We start from the raw sequence: 13151 nt of genomic DNA, 5'->3' as shown, positions 1-13151 counted from the left end.
GTTCGGGACTCGTCGTGCAGAAAAGACGAACAGGAGAGCAGCACCCATTATGACAGACGCAATAGCAGCTGGGGAACCTCTGAGTTAAACCGAACAGAAAACCCGCATCATGTCAAATTTAGTAACATCATCGTTGCCTGCGGTACATCGTGCAGGCACACCCTAAAAGCGTTATAGCGCCCGCAAGCTCTGCTGCACCACATGTCGCAACATTAGCAAACGGCCATGGAAAAAATGCGTACTGTCTGGAATGACCACCACGGGCAGCTTATGACCACGGGCGAATTCCATGGCTTCGGATAGCGGAACGACCTCATCGGCTTCGCCATGCACCAGTACCGTGTCTTCGGGAACGCACACATCTCGGAAGCGGAACCGTTCAACCGCAGTGCCGGTGAGAATCAGGCGGTCTGGCGTACGCAACGATTGTGTGGCAAGCTCAGAATAAAGCTGAGCCGCAACGGCAGTGCCGAACGAAAAGCCCGCCATCAGCCATTGGCCGGCGGCAATTTCGGGGTAGCGTTCCTGAAACTGCCCGACCAGGCGCAGCATGTCGGTGGTTTCGCCGCGGGCTTGGTCGAACTCCCCGGCTGAATCCCCCACGCCCCGAAAGTTCGGCCGCAGCGCCACCAAGCCGTGTTCGGTGCAAGCGCGGGCAATGGTGGTCACGACCTTGTTATTGCGCGCCCCGCCGTGCAAAGGGTGAGGGTGCAACACCAGCGCCCAGCCCCGGACTTCACCGGCAGGGCGATCCAGCGCGCACTCAATGTTGCCGACCTCACCTTCAAAGGAAAGAATTTCAGTGCGAACCTGCATGTTTTCAAATGAGTTATAACGGGAACCGGTTCATTCTACGCTACCCATTCACACCCTATGTCTTCCTTGCCGCAACTACCTCTCCCTATGCCGGAGCGCATGCAAAACCTGCTCCAGCAAGGCTTGCCGGAGTTCCATAGCATTGAATGGGTGGGGCGCACCACATCCACTAACGCTGATCTGCTACAACGCGCCCGTGCCGAGGCCGGCGCCCTGGCGCGCCCTTGGTTGCTGGGCGCCCATTTACAAGAAAGCGGGCGTGGGCGCTCGGGCCGCAGCTGGCAGAATCGTTCGGGCGCCAACCTGATGTTTTCCTGCGCCTTCGATATCTTCCTACCGCCCGCTTCCTTGCCCACGCTGTCGCCCTTCGGCGGCCTGATCGTCGCAGAAACCTTGCGCAGCATGCTGACAGCCGCCAACCGGCCGCTGCTCACGATGAAATGGCCCAATGACTTGCAGTGGCGCTTCGCAAAACTGGCCGGCCTTCTGGTAGAAGTCACCCGGGCGGGTACCGCACGGCAGTCTGCCGATCACCATGTCGCGATACTGGGCATCGGCATCAATCTGGATGATGCCCGCGCTCTCAGCACGTCACTGAACCGCCGGATCGCCGACTGGTCGGAAGTCAGTCGTGCCGACAGCGCTGCCGCCCGCGTCCGCCCCGAGCAAATCGTGATGCGCATTGCGCGTGCCTGGTATGAAAATTTCGCAGCGCTGACGTCGCAAGGTTTTGAAGGATTGCCGGAACGCTATGCAGCAGTCGACGGGCTGCTGGGCCAAAAGATCGACATACTGGAGAACGATCGTATTGTGCGTAGCGGCAACGCAGTGGGGGTGAATCAGGCGGGGCAATTGCTGCTACGCTGTCCCGACGGCGAGCACGCCATTTCAGTGGGTGAAGTTTCCGCGAGGGCGGTATGAAGGGAAATGCTTCCATCCTGCTTGTCGACGCAGGCAATACCCGCATCAAGTTTGGCTGGCTGCGTCGCGGGCAAAACCGGCGCAGCCCGGACACCCTGGCATTGAGCCATGCTGAACTGAGTCAGCTGCCCCAATGGCTGGCCCAACTGCCAAGCATGCCGGACGCCGCCTTAGGCGTATGTGTCGCCAGCGAAGCGGTCGCCACCTTGATCGAGCACACGCTGCAACCCTCCATCACCATGCATTGGCTGCGTAGCTCCGCCTATGCCGCCGGAGTTATGAACCTTTATGACCACCCGGAGCAACTGGGTAATGACCGCTGGATCGCACTAATCGGCCTGGGCGGCCATACGCGCTCTGCGGCTCTTTTGGCCAGCTTTGGCACAGCGACCACAGTCGATACCCTGGGCCCGTTGTCGGCTGCGGAACATGCGCCTTTGAGCGATCTGGATGAACAAACGGAAAGCCGCCGTTTTGAAGGCGGCCTGATCTTGCCCGGGCCGGAACTCATGCGTCAATCCCTGGCCAACGGCACCGCCGGACTGCCTTACGCACAAGGCGCCAGCGTTGCGTTCCCACGCAATACTCATACGGCCATCAGCAGCGGCATCGCCGCCGCTCAGGCCGGAGCCGTCATTCGGCAATGGCGCTATGCTCTCGACACCTTGGGAGTAGCGCCCACGGTGTATTGTTCCGGGGGCGGCTGGCCTTTGGTTGCCGATGAAGTCGAGGCCGCCCTACGGCGCGCTCAGGCCGACAACGGTTTGCCGCCCAGCGCACCCCATTGGCTGGACGCGCCCGTTCTGGACGGCCTGGCTGCTCTGGCCGGGCAGACACTGCCCTGAACCAGCCAGGCAACTAACCGCCAGCCTGCCGCACGGTGTCGACCAAGCGAGCCTGACCCAACTCAACAATATGCTGATTGCGTTCCGACAGCTGGCGGGGAGTGCGCCCTTGTTCGCTGGGCGGGGTCCCCATAAACCCCTGCCCATAAGCCAGTACGGCCACATTGGCCAGCAGAACGAGAAAAAACAGAACACGCATATCCGCTCGGAAATAAAACGATGGTTGGAGTGTAATGCACACTGGAACGACTACAGGCTAGCTGATACATCCAATTCCGAGATTTGGTACATTACTTTGATCCCGGCATGATGTTTGCTTTATTGCGCAAACCTAGGCCCTTTTTGAACATATTTCGCACGAACAATGAAACCCATACGCAAAGCGGTCTTCCCCGTAGCGGGCCTTGGAACCCGATTTCTACCTGCCACCAAAGCCATGCCCAAGGAGATGCTGCCTGTTGTGGACAAACCGCTGATTCAGTATGCGGTCGAAGAAGCGGTTGCTGCCGGCATTACCGACCTTATCTTCATCACGGGCCGCAATAAGCGCGCCATTGAAGATCACTTCGACTCCATCCCCGAGCTTGAAGCGGAACTTGCAGCGAAAAACAAATCCGCCCTGCTTGAAATCGTACGTAATGTGCTGCCTCCCCATGTGAATTGCATTTACACTCGCCAACCTGCCCCGCTGGGCCTGGGCCATGCCGTGCTGTGCGCCGCCCCCATCGTGGGCAACGAGCCCTTTGCCGTCTTACTGGCAGACGACTTGATCGACTCTCGCTCCTCAGTCACCCAGCAATTGGTCGAAGCGGCTCATGAACACAATGGCAGCGTTTTGGCTATTCAGCGCATTCAGCCCGAACACTCTGACCGCTACGGCATCATCTCAGGCGACCCGGTCAATGAAAAAACCACCCGAGTCAAAAGCATTGTTGAGAAACCTTCGGCCGCCGATGCGCCATCCAACTTGGCTGTAGTAGGCCGCTATGTGCTGGAGCCGGAAATTTTCGACCACCTGCGCAGAACGCAGGCCGGTGTCGGTGGTGAAATTCAGTTGACCGATGGCATCGCCAGCCTGATGCAAACCCGGGGTGTTTATGGCGTGGAGTACGAAGGCGTGCGCTACGACTGCGGCAGCAAAGAAGGTTTCTTCCGCGCCACCCTGGAAATCGGCCGTAAATACCATGGCCTGGAGCCCTGATTACTCGCCCCGCAGCGCCTGGTAGCTGTCCATAACGCGTTGTACTGCGCCAGTGTGCTGCAACACCCAATCCACCCCGGCCTCACTCATTTGAGCCAGACGCCGGGGGTCGTCCAGAAGTTGCAGGGCCAGTTGCAAAGCGGCCTCGGCATCCGGCGCCCGCAAGGCAGCGCCGGCATGAATGGCGTCACTTACCGCCTGCTCGAAGTTATGCGTGTTGGGGCCGACAATCACAGGCACGCCGACCGCGCAGGCCTCGATAAGATTCTGCCCTCCCAGCGGAGCGAAACTGCCGCCAACAATGGCAACATGGCTGGATGCGTAATAGCGCGCCATTTCCCCCACTGTATCGCCCAACAGCACCATCGCATTCTGCGCCTCTCGCACCGCACTGGCGCTGCAGTCACCGTACTGCAACGTAGCTGAGCGGCGCACAAACGGCAGCTCCGCTTCTGCCAGCATTTGTGCGGCAGCCTCGAAGCGCTGCGGGTGACGCGGCACTAGCCTGAACACGGCGGTTTCCTCAAGATCCTGTCCCTGTGAGCGCATGCGTCGCACATGCTTCTGAATGGCCTGGATGAACATTTCATCCTCACCTTCTCGCGTACTGGCGATGGTGATAACGCGGCGATTCAGTACGGCCACAAACTCCCGGCCTTTCTCGACCTGCTCGGCAGACACTCGCACATCAAACTTGAAATTCCCAGACACCCGCACAGCGGCCACACCGGCTTGTTCGAGACGCTGGGCATCCTGCAAGGTTTGCGCATGGACCACAGACAGCCCCGCGTAGGCTTCCTGCAGCACCTTGCCCGCGCGCAGCACAGTACGTAACGCATTATCGGAAAAACGGGCGCTGACCAGCATCATGGGCACATTGCGTCGGCGGGCCGCAGCCAGCAGGTTGGGCCAGACCTCCCTTTCAATCAATATGCCTGTAACCGGTTTGTAGTGATCCAGAAAACGTGCGGTAGCGCCTGGAAAATCATAAGGCAGCCACTGCTGAATCAGCCGCCCTTGCTCAATCTCGCGTGCGAAGGCGCGCGCCCCTTCTTCTCGGCCCGTCACCGTCAGATGCGTAAGCAGCACATTCTCACCGCGCTCCAACAGCGCACGTACCAGCGGTTGCGCCGCGCGGGTTTCGCCCAGGCTGACGGCATGCACCCAGACAAGATTAGGCAGCACAGGCGCTTTGCGCAGGCGACCGAAACGCTCTGCCGACACCACCCCCCAATCGCCTCCCGCCCGGCGGGCTCGCAGCCCCATCCATGCCAGCAGAAATGGCGACAGGCAACGCAGTGACAGAGAATAGAAAAATCGGTTCAAAACTAACCTTGAAGCTTAATGCTCAGCGGAGATGTCCGGGCCGTCCAACCCCGTCAACAAGGGGGCTCGCCCGGCATCAAAAGCCAAAGCCTGCTCAACTGCGCTTAATACGGTTTGCGCAGAAGGCTCGGCACCGCGCTCGCCCAGGCTCGCCGTATAGGACGGGCCCTGCAATGGCGTACGCACGGGTGTAGATGCCTTGTAGATACCAATAGTCGGGCGGCCCAGACCCGCTGAGAGATGGGTGAGGCCGCTGTCCAGCCCGACCATGATACGCGCAGATGCCAAGACCTCCGCCACCGCTTCCAGCGACATGCGGCTCATGACCTCAACGTTTTCACGCCCCTTAACCAATTCCCGGGCACGCTCCGCCTCACGCTCGTTCCCGGCCAGCAGACGCAAACCCAAGCCTTGCTGGTTGAGATGGTCAAACACGATATGCCAGTTTTCGGCGGGCCAGAGTTTGTCGTCTCGGCTGGCGGAAGGCATGATGACAGCGTAGGGCTGCACCTGAGCATGCTCAGTAAACCGCCCCAAGCCGAAATCGGGTTCGCCCTCGTACTCATAGCCAAAGGCCAGGGAAGCAAGCTTACGCTGCCGGATGATGGCCGGCTGCCAAAATTCCACCGTATGCCGCACGTCGTAGAAAAACGATGCCAAAGGCTCGCGTGCCGAGCGACGGTCCAGGCCGTGACGTTCGCCATGCGTCTGCCGCACCAGCCATACGGATTTCATCAGGGCCTGCATGTCCAGCACGATGTCGTAACGCCTGGCCCCCAGGTTACGGCGCAAAGCGGCGCGCTCGACACGCGTTTGCGCCGACCACCAGCTCTTGCGCCAACGACGGTGGGCGACGGGAATGACTTCATTGACAGCAGGATGCCAGGAAGGGACTTCGGCGAAGTTCTCTTCCACAATCCAATCAATGCTGGCGCCAGGAACGTGTCGCCCGATATCGCTGATAGCAGGCAACATATGCACCAGATCGCCAAGAGACGAGGTGCGGACGATCAGGATTTTCTTCGTCATGGCGGAATTATAAAGACAAAGACCGGGCATTATGCACGAGTGGGCCTTCTGCGCCATTCCCATGCAGCCAGACTGGCACCACTGCCACAGACCACTGCAATCCCCAGCCAGCTCAGCGCATCAGGGAATTGCCCCCACACCAGCCAACCTAGCGTGGCGGCGGCCACAATCTGTATATAGACGAATGGAGCCAACAAGGAAGCCGGAGCATACCGATATGCCTGGATCTGTAATAAGTGGCCCAGAGCGCCCAAAACGCCTGTGGCCAGCAGCACAACCCAGTGCAAAAGCTGAAATTCACGCAACACAGGCAGCACCTGAGGCAGCAGCACTGGCATGGAGATACTGAGCACCACCGTACCTACCGCACCGCTCCACACAAGCGTAGTAAGGGGGTCATCCACGGCCACTCGGCGCGTGGCCATGAACTGCCCTGCAAACATGCAGGCAGTCAATAACCCCCATGCAACCCCTACAGGGTTCAGCCCGGCATCGGGACGAATAATGATGAGAACACCCAAAAAGCCTACCCCTGCCGCCACCCAGCGTGATATACGCGGTGGCTCCTTCAGCAGCCAGGGGGCCAGGGAAAGTACCATCAAAGGTGCCAGAAAATTGATGGCTGTGGCCTCCGCCTGGGGCAGATAGCTAAGCGTTTTGAAGAAACACAAGGTCGCCAACAACATGACAGAGCCACGCAACAGCTGAGCGCGCGGCCTGACACTACGCAACACTCGCGGGCCGCGTAGCGGCAGCACGACCCCCAACACCAGCAGCAGATGGACTGAGTACCGTACCCAGCACAACACCCACAGGGACACCCCGGCGGCCATAACCCATTTGCCAGCGGCATCCAGCCCCGACAACGCCCAGGTGGACAAGATCAGCGTGACTATGCCTGCCAGCGGCCTGACACCCAATGCGGAAAACGTTGGCGCCACAGCGGGCCGGCGCCCGGGGTCAGGCATTTTCAGCGGATTCGGGTTCCGGAAGAGCGACCAGTTCGGACTTGAACAATGCCGCGCGCTTTACGTAGTTTTGCGCATTACGCCGCAGGTTGGCGACATCTTCATCAGTGAGTGTGCGCACCACTTTGGCGGGTGCGCCAAGGATAAGCGAACGATCTGGAAACACCTTGCCTTCGGTGACAACGGCGCCCGCTCCTACCAGGCATTCCTTGCCAATCACGGCGCGGTTCAACACCACAGCCTGAATGCCGATCAGCGAACCTTCACCTACGGTGCACCCATGCAGCATGGCTTGATGGCCAATGGTGACGCCTGGCCCGACGGTGAGCGGACAGCCCGGGTCAGTATGCATGACCGCGCCTTCCTGCACATTACTGCCTTCTCCCACCACAATGGGTTCGTTATCGCCGCGCAGAACGGCGCAAGCCCATACGCTGGTGTCGGCGGCTAAATGCACATCGCCGATAACGGCGGCCTCAAGCGCTACATAAGCGCTTGCATCAATGGAGGGGGATTTGTCTCCGAGACGATAACGGGTCATGGTGTTTCCGCTGTCCTGAATCTGTTGTGTATGTTTTTGATGCCGCTAAATAACGGCTGCTTAAGCGTAGTATAGACGCACGGTCGCCCCTTTAAGCCCGGTTCCAGCCTTGCACAAAAGCCGCCACAGGCTGGCGCTTACCACCGGCCTTTTGCAGCGATAACACGCGCAGAATGCCGTCGGAAGTTGCAATGTCCACGCCTTCCGGAGAGACGTTCAAAAGGGTTCCGGGCTCGGCATCCGAAGCAATGGCTAACGCTTGCGCCGACCAAACCTTAACGGGCTGGTCCAGCCCCGGCAGACGCACCGTAGCGCCCGGAACGGGGTCAAACGCCCGCACCCGCCTGGCCAGTTCCACGGCAGGTCGGGAAAAGTCCAGCGCCGCTTCGGCCTTATCGAGCTTGGCAGCGTAAGTCACGCCTTCGTCGGGCTGTGGCTGCGGCTGCAGCTGAGCTTTTTCTAGCAAGGCCACCGCTTCGAGTATGGCTTCAGCCCCCAGGCCGGCGAGCTCATCGTGTAAGCGAGATGCGGTATGTGTGTCAGTAATGGGGAGTTCGCGCACCAGCAGCATGTCGCCGGTATCCAGGCCTTCGTCCATCTGCATAATGGTGATGCCGGTTCGGTCGTCGCCCGCTTCAATGGCGCGTTGAATGGGCGCCGCGCCCCGCCAGCGCGGTAGCAAGCTGGCGTGAATATTGAAACATCCATAAGTGGGCAGGCTTAATGCCCATTTGGGCAGAATCAGCCCGTAGGCGGCCACCACCATGAGATCGGGCGCCGCCTGCTGCAAAGCGTGCTGCGCAGCTTGCGCTTCTTCCGGGTACTTGCCATCCAGCCGCAGGCTGCGAGGCTGAACGACTTCTATTCCGTGAGCCTGTGCTAGCGCCTTCACCGGACTGGGCCGCAATTTCATGCCACGGCCCGAGGGGCGATCGGGTTGAGTCAGCACCAGCGGAACCTCATGGCCGGCGCCAATGATGGCGTCCAGCGCTTCCGCGGCGAATTCCGGCGTGCCTGCAAAAACAATACGCATGGGGTCAGGCGCGCAACGCTTCGCGTTCCTGCTTGCGCAATTTGCTGCGAATACGGTTTTGTTTCAGGGGCGAAAGGTATTCAACAAACACCTTGCCCATAAGGTGATCCATTTCATGCTGAACACAGACAGCCAGCAGGCCGTCGGCGTCGAACTCGTATGTTTCACCGTTTTCATTCAGGGCGCGCACGCGGATGCGAGCCGCGCGCTCAACCTTATCGTAAATGCCGGGAACAGACAGGCAGCCTTCCTCATAGACCTGAACATCATCGCTTCTGGAGATGATTTCAGGGTTGATGAGGACGCGCAGGTCGTTACCGTCTTCCGAGACGTCGATCACAATGACACGTTCGTGCACATCGACCTGGGTGGCAGCCAGGCCCACGCCCGGGGCGTCGTACATGGTTTCCGCCATGTCACGCACCAACTGGCGGATGCGGTCATCGACCTCACGGACGGGCTCGGCCACCTTGTGCAGGCGCGGGTCCGGGTATCGAAGGATGGGGAGTAAGGCCATTGAAGCTTCCAAAATCGAGACGTTAAGTCCCTAATTATAAAACGTTTAAAGCGCGGGGCGGACAATCGTGCCCTATCAGCCGCCCCACACAAGCAGGCTCGTGGCACACTACGCCTATGGTCAATGATCGCTCTCACGAAGAACTTGTCGGTTGGCTGCGCCTGTCGGCGGAGCCCGGCCTGAGCCGGGCGGTCATCCGCCATCTGCTGAAGGAGCTGGGGCTGCCTCAGCACATCCTTTCAGCCTCAGCCGCCGCTCTCTCACGCCATCTGCCTCAGGATATCGTTGCACGCCTGCAAGCACCGGCTTCGCCTGAAGTGCAGGCCGTCATTGACACAGCCTTGCGGCTGCTGGCCCAGCCGGATCACTACCTTATTACGCTAGCTGACGCTGCCTACCCCACCGCCCTGTTTGATACCGGCGACCCACCCGTGCTGCTCTATGTGCGGGGCAAGCCGGAATTACTGCATCAGCCCGCCATGGCCATTGTCGGTGCTCGCAATGCAACCGAAGGCGGCAAGGACAACGCCCGTGCTTTCGCCCGCCACTTGGCAGGGCGGGGCTGGTCCGTTATCAGCGGTTTAGCACGCGGTATTGATGCGGCCGCCCACGAAGGCGCGCTTCAAGCGGGGCCGACTGCGGGCGGCACTATCGCCGTCCTGGCCAGCGGGCTGGACGTCATTTACCCCCGCCAACATGGCAAGCTTACCGAGGACATCGCCGCCCATGGCGCCCTGGTAACCGAGTACCCGCCCGGCACGCCCGCCCAGCCCTTCCGCTTTCCCGATCGCAACCGCCTGGTGGCGGGGCTGGCGCGCGGCATCCTGGTCGTGGAAGCTGCGGTTCAGAGTGGTTCACTCCTGACGGCCCGTCTGGCCGGGGAATATGGCCGTGAAGTCTTTGCCATTCCGGGCTCCATCCATGCACCGCTGTCGCGCGGCTGCCATGCCCTGATCCGACAGGGCGCAAAGCTGGTCGAACAAGGCAGTGATATCGAAGAAGAATTGCTCAGGACGGGCCCGGTTCCCCAAGCTGTAGGGCAAGCTCAAGCCCCCACGTTCACCAGTTACGAAAACAGGCCGCCCCACGCAGCCCAGCCCTTCACCAACACAACGGGCAACGTTCAAAGCACCCCGCCATCTCAAGGCCGCCGGCCGACCTCGCGCATACTGAAAGACCCCACGGTGGGGCGCGTTCTGTCTGCGCTAGGCTATGATCCCGCTGATGCCGACCAGCTCTGCCGGCGCAGCGGTCTGGAGTTTTCAAGAATTGCCGCCATTCTGACGGAACTGGAACTCAACGACATCGTCCAACGCATGGACGACGGCCGCTACCAGAGGCGGCAACAAGAACTGCTCTGACCCCAAACGCTTGTCCACTGACAACTCTTGCGGCAACGCGACTCAATGGCCGCCGTCAAGTTATCATTTACGGTTGAGCGAATCAGGAGACAACATGACCACACCCAGCAAAGTGAAGATCGTCGAAGTCGCACCGCGCGATGGTCTGCAAAATGAAAAACAATTTGTCCCCACCGAAATCAAGGTGGAACTCGTCGATCGGCTGACCCAGGCCGGGTTTTCCAACATTGAGGCCACCTCATTCGTTTCCCCCAAGTGGGTGCCGCAAATGGCTGACGGCGCTGAAGTGATGGCGGCCATCAACCGCAAGCCGGGCACTGTTTATTCGGTGCTTGCCCCCAATATGCGCGGATTCGATGCCGCTCTGTTAGCGGGCGCCGATGAAATCGTGATATTTGGCGCGGCCAGCGAAGCCTTTTCACAAGCCAATATCAATTGCAGCATTGCTGAATCCATTGCCCGCTTCGAACCCGTCGCGGAAGCCGTCAAGGCGGCGGGGCTGCGTTTGCGCGGCAGCATTAGCTGCGCACTGGGCTGCCCGTATCAGGGCGAAGTCGAAATCGCCTCGGTGGTGGATGTTGCACGGCGCTATCTGGAACTCGGATGCGATGAAATCGACGTGTGCGACACCATTGGCGTGGGCACCCCCGTGCGGGTTGATCGCGTGATGAAAGCCGTTACAGAAATCGTCGACCCCTCGCGCATCGCTGGGCATTTCCACGACACATATGGTCAATCGCTAGCCAACATCCTGGCTTCATTGCAAGCAGGCATTTCCACCTACCATGCCTCGGTCGCAGGCTTGGGCGGCTGCCCTTACGCCAAAGGCGCTACCGGCAACGTCGCCACCGAAGACGTGCTGTACATGTTGCATGGCATGGGCATAGAAACAGGCGTTGATCTAGATGCCGTCATTGATATCGGCCAATGGATTGCCGGCCACCTGGGCCGCAAAGGCTCAAGTCGCGCAGGCAATGCACTGGCCGCCCGCAAGGCCGCTTAAACGGAGCACTCATGGTTATCGGCAGCCTGAACCCACCCAGTAAGCAAGAACAACAACAGCTGTTTGCAGAAATCGGCCCTCTCCCCCTGGAAGGGCCTGCATGCCGCCGCTGGGTCAAATGGTCTGCCTGGCTGATCTTGGCTGTGGTCGTGGTGCGGCTGGCTCAGACTGCCGCCAGCCCTGCTGGGGAAATGGTCAGCCCAGCCATCAAGATCAGCCTGGTGGTTTGCGTATTGGGCCTGGCCCTGCTCGCACGGGCCATGCAGACATCGGTCACGCGCATTACCGAGCAAGGCATTGAACAGTCGTGGATCAGCCGCCGCACCATCCAGTGGGAAGAAATCTCGTTTGTGAAGTTCGTCCCGCTGATCGCATCAAAGAAACTGATTTGCTTTACTGCCCGAGGTCGGCCTGTCACGTTCCAGGCGGGCAGCCGGGAACTGGAAATCGCCTTCGCCCGCATCGCCCTCGTGTACCGCCGGCGCTGAACCGGCGGTACCGTGGGGCGCTTACCTCGCGGTGCTTATCGCGCAGTACTTATTGCGCGGTGCTTATCGTATCGGCAGCGCGTACATCAGGCCGCCTTCCGTCCACAAGGCGTTCAGGCCGCGTTGAATTTTCAACGGACTGCCCTGCCCAACATTACGCTCAAAGCTTTCACCGTAATTACCCACCTGCTTGATGATGTTGTAAGCCCAGTTTTCTTCCAGGCCCATGTTCTTACCCGCGCCCTCGGTCACACCCAATAAACGACGCACATCGGGGCTGGCGCTTTTTCGCATTTCATCGACATTGGCCGACGTCACGCCAAGCTCTTCGGCGGCTACCATGGCATGCAGCGTCCACTTCACCACATTCAGCCAAGCGTCATCACCCTGCCGCACAAACGGCCCCAAAGGCTCTTTGGAGATGATCTCAGGCAATACAACGTAGTTATCGGGGTTTTCAAGGCGGGAAATGCGAATGGAGGCCAGCCCTGAGGCATCGGTAGTGAATACATCGCAGCGCCCTGCTGCAAACGCGCTCACCACTTCATTAAACTGGTCAAACACCACAGGCTTATAGGTGATGCCATGGCCGCGCGCCCAGTCGGCCATGGTGTTTTCGTTGGTTGTGCCCTGTTGCATACACACTGAAGCATCATTCAATTCCTTGGCGCTCTTGACACCAAGTTCCTTGGAAACCAAAAAGCCCTGCCCATCATAAAAGTTGATACCTGCGTGAATGGCGCCCAGTGCTGTGTCGCGCTGTTGCGTCACCGTGGTGTTACGCGCCAGAAGATCGATTTCTCCGGACTGCAGCGCCGTAAAACGCTGTTGCGCATTGAGCGAAACTGCTTTGAACTTCGATGCATCACCAAATACGGCGGCAGCGACTGCACGACACACATCGATGTCCAGGCCCACCCATTCTCCTTTGCTGTCAGGCGCCGAGAAGCCAGCGAAACCGGTGGTGACACCGCAATGCAGCACACCACGCTCACGGACGTTTTCCAAGGTATCGGCCTGCGCGACAGACACGCTTCCGGCCACAGCCAGCACGACTGCAAAGAGGGTTTTCAACTTGAACATGGGCATCTCCACAAAGACG

Annotated in this window: 15 protein-coding genes; 6 read left to right on the top strand and 9 right to left on the bottom strand. The window is 59.7% G+C overall.

Going from position 1 to position 13151, the window contains the following annotated elements; translation table 11 throughout:
- Positions 1–171: 171 nt before the first annotated feature.
- Positions 172–816: an alpha/beta hydrolase gene (locus VRY85_RS01420; protein WP_414596810.1), complete on the bottom strand. Its 645-nt coding sequence runs from the start codon at positions 814–816 to the stop codon at positions 172–174.
- A 99-nt stretch (positions 817–915) separates the two neighbouring features.
- Here VRY85_RS01420 and VRY85_RS01415 point away from each other — a divergent pair, with 99 nt between their 5' ends.
- Complete coding sequence (locus VRY85_RS01415) at positions 916–1737, top strand: biotin--[acetyl-CoA-carboxylase] ligase (protein ID WP_414596809.1); 822 nt, start codon at positions 916–918, stop codon at positions 1735–1737.
- On the top strand, positions 1734–2582 hold the full coding sequence (locus VRY85_RS01410; RefSeq protein WP_414596808.1) for a type III pantothenate kinase: 849 nt from the start codon (positions 1734–1736) through the stop codon (positions 2580–2582). The genes VRY85_RS01415 and VRY85_RS01410 overlap by 4 nt, the downstream gene beginning before the upstream one ends.
- Before the next feature lie 13 nt (positions 2583–2595).
- On the opposite strand, the gene VRY85_RS01405 is transcribed toward VRY85_RS01410, so the two are convergent.
- Positions 2596–2781, bottom strand: coding sequence for a hypothetical protein (locus tag VRY85_RS01405; protein ID WP_414596807.1), 186 nt, complete (start codon positions 2779–2781; stop codon positions 2596–2598).
- Between the two features lie 165 nt (positions 2782–2946).
- Here VRY85_RS01405 and galU point away from each other — a divergent pair, with 165 nt between their 5' ends.
- A complete protein-coding gene (galU, locus tag VRY85_RS01400) occupies positions 2947–3783 on the top strand; it encodes a UTP--glucose-1-phosphate uridylyltransferase GalU (protein WP_414596806.1) in 837 nt (278 codons plus the stop codon).
- On the opposite strand, the gene VRY85_RS01395 is transcribed toward galU, so the two are convergent.
- From VRY85_RS01395 to def, 6 genes are all read right to left on the bottom strand, one after another.
- The gene (locus tag VRY85_RS01395) at positions 3784–5109 is read right to left on the bottom strand and encodes a 3-deoxy-D-manno-octulosonic acid transferase (protein ID WP_414596805.1); all 1326 of its coding nucleotides are present in this window, start codon (positions 5107–5109) and stop codon (positions 3784–3786) included.
- 15 nt (positions 5110–5124) lie between these two features.
- Positions 5125–6138 (bottom strand): lipopolysaccharide heptosyltransferase I, encoded by a 1014-nt coding sequence (gene waaC, locus VRY85_RS01390; protein WP_414596804.1) that lies wholly within the window; start codon positions 6136–6138, stop codon positions 5125–5127.
- Positions 6139–6167: 29 nt separating this feature from the next.
- Entirely contained in the window at positions 6168–7106 is a 939-nt protein-coding gene (locus tag VRY85_RS01385) for a DMT family transporter (protein WP_414596803.1), read from the bottom strand.
- Positions 7099–7647 carry a gamma carbonic anhydrase family protein gene (locus VRY85_RS01380; RefSeq protein ID WP_414596802.1) on the bottom strand — a complete coding sequence of 183 codons (549 nt, stop codon included), beginning with the start codon at positions 7645–7647 and terminating at the stop codon, positions 7099–7101. The genes VRY85_RS01385 and VRY85_RS01380 overlap by 8 nt, the downstream gene beginning before the upstream one ends.
- A gap of 91 nt (positions 7648–7738) precedes the next feature.
- Positions 7739–8680 (bottom strand): methionyl-tRNA formyltransferase, encoded by a 942-nt coding sequence (fmt, locus tag VRY85_RS01375; protein WP_414596801.1) that lies wholly within the window; start codon positions 8678–8680, stop codon positions 7739–7741.
- A gap of 4 nt (positions 8681–8684) precedes the next feature.
- Complete coding sequence (gene def / locus VRY85_RS01370) at positions 8685–9197, bottom strand: peptide deformylase (RefSeq protein WP_414596800.1); 513 nt, start codon at positions 9195–9197, stop codon at positions 8685–8687.
- 116 nt (positions 9198–9313) lie between these two features.
- On the opposite strand from def, the gene dprA reads away from it, so the two are divergent.
- The 3 genes from dprA to VRY85_RS01355 all read left to right on the top strand — a co-directional run bounded on the left by dprA (position 9314) and on the right by VRY85_RS01355 (position 12049).
- Complete coding sequence (gene dprA, locus VRY85_RS01365; protein ID WP_414596799.1) at positions 9314–10558, top strand: DNA-processing protein DprA; 1245 nt, start codon at positions 9314–9316, stop codon at positions 10556–10558.
- 94 nt (positions 10559–10652) lie between these two features.
- Positions 10653–11561 (top strand): hydroxymethylglutaryl-CoA lyase, encoded by a 909-nt coding sequence (locus tag VRY85_RS01360; RefSeq protein WP_414596798.1) that lies wholly within the window; start codon positions 10653–10655, stop codon positions 11559–11561.
- 11 nt (positions 11562–11572) lie between these two features.
- A complete protein-coding gene (locus tag VRY85_RS01355) occupies positions 11573–12049 on the top strand; it encodes a hypothetical protein (protein ID WP_414596797.1) in 477 nt (158 codons plus the stop codon).
- Positions 12050–12112: 63 nt separating this feature from the next.
- Here VRY85_RS01355 and VRY85_RS01350 read toward each other — a convergent pair whose 3' ends face one another.
- Positions 12113–13132, bottom strand: a complete 1020-nt coding sequence (locus VRY85_RS01350; protein ID WP_414596796.1) for an amino acid ABC transporter substrate-binding protein — start codon at positions 13130–13132, stop codon at positions 12113–12115.
- Positions 13133–13151: the final 19 nt, after the last annotated feature.

Origin of the sequence: Achromobacter sp. F4_2707 (assembly GCF_047501535.1) — a bacterium.
Taxonomy (GTDB): domain Bacteria; phylum Pseudomonadota; class Gammaproteobacteria; order Burkholderiales; family Burkholderiaceae_B; genus Yanghanlia.
This window is presented reverse-complemented; position numbering and strand designations above follow the sequence as displayed.

Excerpts from the sequence above, each read along its gene's own strand:
- fmt (WP_414596801.1), bottom strand. The coding sequence starts at position 8,680 with ATGCGTATTGTTTTTGCAGGCACGCCGGAATTCGCCGCGGAAGCGCTG.
- VRY85_RS01410 (WP_414596808.1), top strand. The coding sequence starts at position 1,734 with ATGAAGGGAAATGCTTCCATCCTGCTTGTCGACGCAGGCAATACCCGC.
- galU (WP_414596806.1), top strand. The coding sequence starts at position 2,947 with ATGAAACCCATACGCAAAGCGGTCTTCCCCGTAGCGGGCCTTGGAACC.
- VRY85_RS01405 (WP_414596807.1), bottom strand. The coding sequence starts at position 2,781 with ATGCGTGTTCTGTTTTTTCTCGTTCTGCTGGCCAATGTGGCCGTACTG.
- VRY85_RS01360 (WP_414596798.1), top strand. The coding sequence starts at position 10,653 with ATGACCACACCCAGCAAAGTGAAGATCGTCGAAGTCGCACCGCGCGAT.
- VRY85_RS01385 (WP_414596803.1), bottom strand. The coding sequence starts at position 7,106 with ATGCCTGACCCCGGGCGCCGGCCCGCTGTGGCGCCAACGTTTTCCGCA.
- VRY85_RS01380 (WP_414596802.1), bottom strand. The coding sequence starts at position 7,647 with ATGACCCGTTATCGTCTCGGAGACAAATCCCCCTCCATTGATGCAAGC.
- dprA (WP_414596799.1), top strand. The coding sequence starts at position 9,314 with ATGGTCAATGATCGCTCTCACGAAGAACTTGTCGGTTGGCTGCGCCTG.
- VRY85_RS01415 (WP_414596809.1), top strand. The coding sequence starts at position 916 with ATGCAAAACCTGCTCCAGCAAGGCTTGCCGGAGTTCCATAGCATTGAA.
- VRY85_RS01350 (WP_414596796.1), bottom strand. The coding sequence starts at position 13,132 with ATGTTCAAGTTGAAAACCCTCTTTGCAGTCGTGCTGGCTGTGGCCGGA.
- VRY85_RS01355 (WP_414596797.1), top strand. The coding sequence starts at position 11,573 with ATGGTTATCGGCAGCCTGAACCCACCCAGTAAGCAAGAACAACAACAG.
- waaC (WP_414596804.1), bottom strand. The coding sequence starts at position 6,138 with ATGACGAAGAAAATCCTGATCGTCCGCACCTCGTCTCTTGGCGATCTG.
- def (WP_414596800.1), bottom strand. The coding sequence starts at position 9,197 with ATGGCCTTACTCCCCATCCTTCGATACCCGGACCCGCGCCTGCACAAG.
- VRY85_RS01420 (WP_414596810.1), bottom strand. The coding sequence starts at position 816 with ATGCAGGTTCGCACTGAAATTCTTTCCTTTGAAGGTGAGGTCGGCAAC.